Origin of the sequence: Longimicrobium sp., from assembly GCF_048594345.1 — a bacterium.
Classification (GTDB): Bacteria; Gemmatimonadota; Gemmatimonadetes; order Longimicrobiales; family Longimicrobiaceae; genus Longimicrobium.
Window position 1 is genome coordinate 1 of record NZ_JBMDXM010000219.1, and the last position, 2,477, is coordinate 2,477.

Consider the following 2,477-nt stretch of genomic DNA (forward strand, 5'->3'; position numbering starts at 1 on the left):
GGGGGGGGGGGGGGCCTGTGGTGGTGGGGGGGGCGGGGCCCCCGCGCCGGGGGCGGGCCCCCCCCCCCCCCCCCCCGCTTCTCGCGTGCCTGCCTGGACGGCGATGGCGGCCCTCAGTCGACCGTGGCCAGCGCGGGGAGCACGCTGCCGGCTTCGGACTCGCAGCCGGTGTCGCGGAAGGAGCACAGCACCTCCATCATCCGCGCCAGGTCCGCGCGGTTGCTGGCGATGCCCACCGACGCGCGGACGGCGCCCACCGGGTGGTCGCTCATGCAGTCGCTGAACACCTGGATGTTGAACGTCTCGGGCGTGAGCTGCTTGATGCAGCGGAACGCATCCGCGTCCGGGTACTCAAAGGCGAACTCGGCCGCGCCGGGGTTGCAGAAAAAGCCCGTGCGCAGCGAGATCCCCGCGTCGTTGGCGCGCTGCTCCACCATCCGGAAATCCACCAGCCCGCCCTCCGGATCCAGCAGGTTGAAGGCGATGGTGCCGCCGCGCATCTGCATGGTCTCGGGACCGTAGATGCGCACCATGGGCGCGCCGTTGCCGTGGCGCAGCGCCAGCATGTCGCCCAGCAGCTCCTCCGTCAGCCCCATCACGTGCGCGTTGATGCGCTCGATGCCGATCTCGTCCAGAAAGTCCAGCCCCGCCGGCACCGCCGCGATCCCCAGGTAGTTCAGCGTGCCGTCCTCGAACGCGCGCCCCGTGACGTGCTGCATGTGCATCTTGTTCTGCGCGCTGACAAAGCGCACGGTGCCGCCGGCAAACCAGGGGCGGCGCAGCTCGCCCAGCACGTTGCGGCGCGCCAGCAGCACGCCCACGCCCGTGGGAAAGCCGAACATCTTGTAGAACGAGATGCAGACGAAGTCCGGCGCGTACCGTCGCAGGTCCAGCGGGTTGGTGGGCACGAACGCGGCCGCGTCCAGCACCACGTAGTACCCGTGCTCGTGCGCGGCTTCGATGATGTCCAGCGGGTACTTGACCCCCGAGAAGTTGGACTGCGCGGGGAAGGCGAACAGGTTGTGCTTGCCGCGCTGGGCGCCGGCCAGGTACTCCTCCAGCCCGCTCAGCCGCAGTTCCGGGCCGGGGGGGATGTAGTGCACGTCCGCCCCGTGCGCCTGGGCAAACTCGCGCAGGCCGTTGACGGAGTTGTGGTTGTCGGCCGTGAGCAGAAAGCGGCCGCCCGGCTCCCACGGAAACGCCTCGCCGATGAGCTTGAGCGCGCCGCTGGAGTTGAGGGTGAACACGACCTCGTACTGGTCGGGATCGGCGTTGAAGTACTCCAGCACGCGGGTGCGTGCGTCTTCGCACAGGGTGGTGGCGGCCAGCGAGGTGGGGTTGCGCGAGTGCGGGTTGCCCAGCACGCTGCTACACAGCATCTCGGCGTTGGCGCGCACCTGACTCTCGGAGTAGAGCCCGGCGCCCGTGTAGTCCAGGTACACGTGCCCCTGCGCGTCCAGCCTGCTGAACTCGCGCCTCCTCAGCTCCTCGAACCGTGCGTCGTCCATCGGCGTGGCCTTTTTCCGGCGGGGTGTCGTTCGCGGCAAGCCGTGGAAAATACCCGCGAACGGCTACGGACGGAAGGGTTTGGTCCTAATACGGAATCCGGGAAAACACCTGTCATTCTGAGAGAGCGCCCTCGTCGGACTCTCGGGAACGCCACGAAAGCCAGTGGCGCGACCGAAGAATCTCCCTCCTCTCGCGCGGAACCCCTTTCCGGGCAACGCCCCGGAACCTGGTCGTCACGGAAAGAATCGTGCGTTTCAGCATAGAGACTCTTCGGTCGGCGCCACTCTCCTGCGCGATCTGAGAGCGCTACGCGGCGCCTCCCTCAGAATGACAGTTTTGTCGGATCTGGTATAACGCCCTGAAGATCTTCCAGCCTCCGTCGGCGCCCTATGCACGGAGGATTTCACGCCAAGAGCCTTCTCTCCTGTGGAAGGGAGTATTACTTCTGAAGTATTACCTTCAAGAGGAGTGTGAAAGATGCGGATCACTACAAAGGGCCAGGTCACCATTCCGGCGGATATCCGGGAGCGGCTTGGCTTGCTCCCGAACACCGAAGTGAGCTTCGAGACGGATGGCGATACGGTAACCATCCGCAAAGCCGGCGGCAAAAACCGGCGAGGTCAGCGCATTGTCGAACATCTGCGAGGCCGCGCTGCAACCCGGCTGACCACTGACGAGATCATGGCTCTCACACGGGGCGAATAAATGGCCGGTGTTCTGGTCGACAGCAACGTCCTGCTCGACGTGCTGATCCCGGATCCGCAGTGAGAACAGTGGTCGTCTCGGGCATTGGCCGAGGCCGGAGAGAATCGTGTGCTCGTCATTAACCTCGGTTATTCACGTAGCTCCAGGTATGCCGTCGCGGAGCTTTGCGGCTACGCGCGGCGAGGTGCACAGCTGGTCGATGGCTCTCGCGGGCACGTGGCCCCTTTCCCCACAGGTATCCGGGAGGAATCGTGGCGTCTCGC

Annotated in this window: 2 protein-coding genes; one reads left to right on the forward strand and one right to left on the reverse strand. The window is 66.1% G+C overall.

Features of this window, described 5'->3' with window-relative positions:
* Window positions 1–113: 113 nt before the first annotated feature.
* Window positions 114–1,508 carry an aminotransferase class V-fold PLP-dependent enzyme gene (locus ACOJUJ_RS23240; protein WP_420129306.1) on the reverse strand — a complete coding sequence of 465 codons (1,395 nt, stop codon included), beginning with the start codon at window positions 1,506–1,508 and terminating at the stop codon, window positions 114–116.
* A gap of 478 nt (window positions 1,509–1,986) precedes the next feature.
* Between ACOJUJ_RS23240 and ACOJUJ_RS23245 the strand changes: the two genes are divergently transcribed.
* The gene (locus tag ACOJUJ_RS23245; RefSeq protein ID WP_420129307.1) at window positions 1,987–2,214 is read left to right on the forward strand and encodes an AbrB/MazE/SpoVT family DNA-binding domain-containing protein; all 228 of its coding nucleotides are present in this window, start codon (window positions 1,987–1,989) and stop codon (window positions 2,212–2,214) included.
* Window positions 2,215–2,477: the final 263 nt, after the last annotated feature.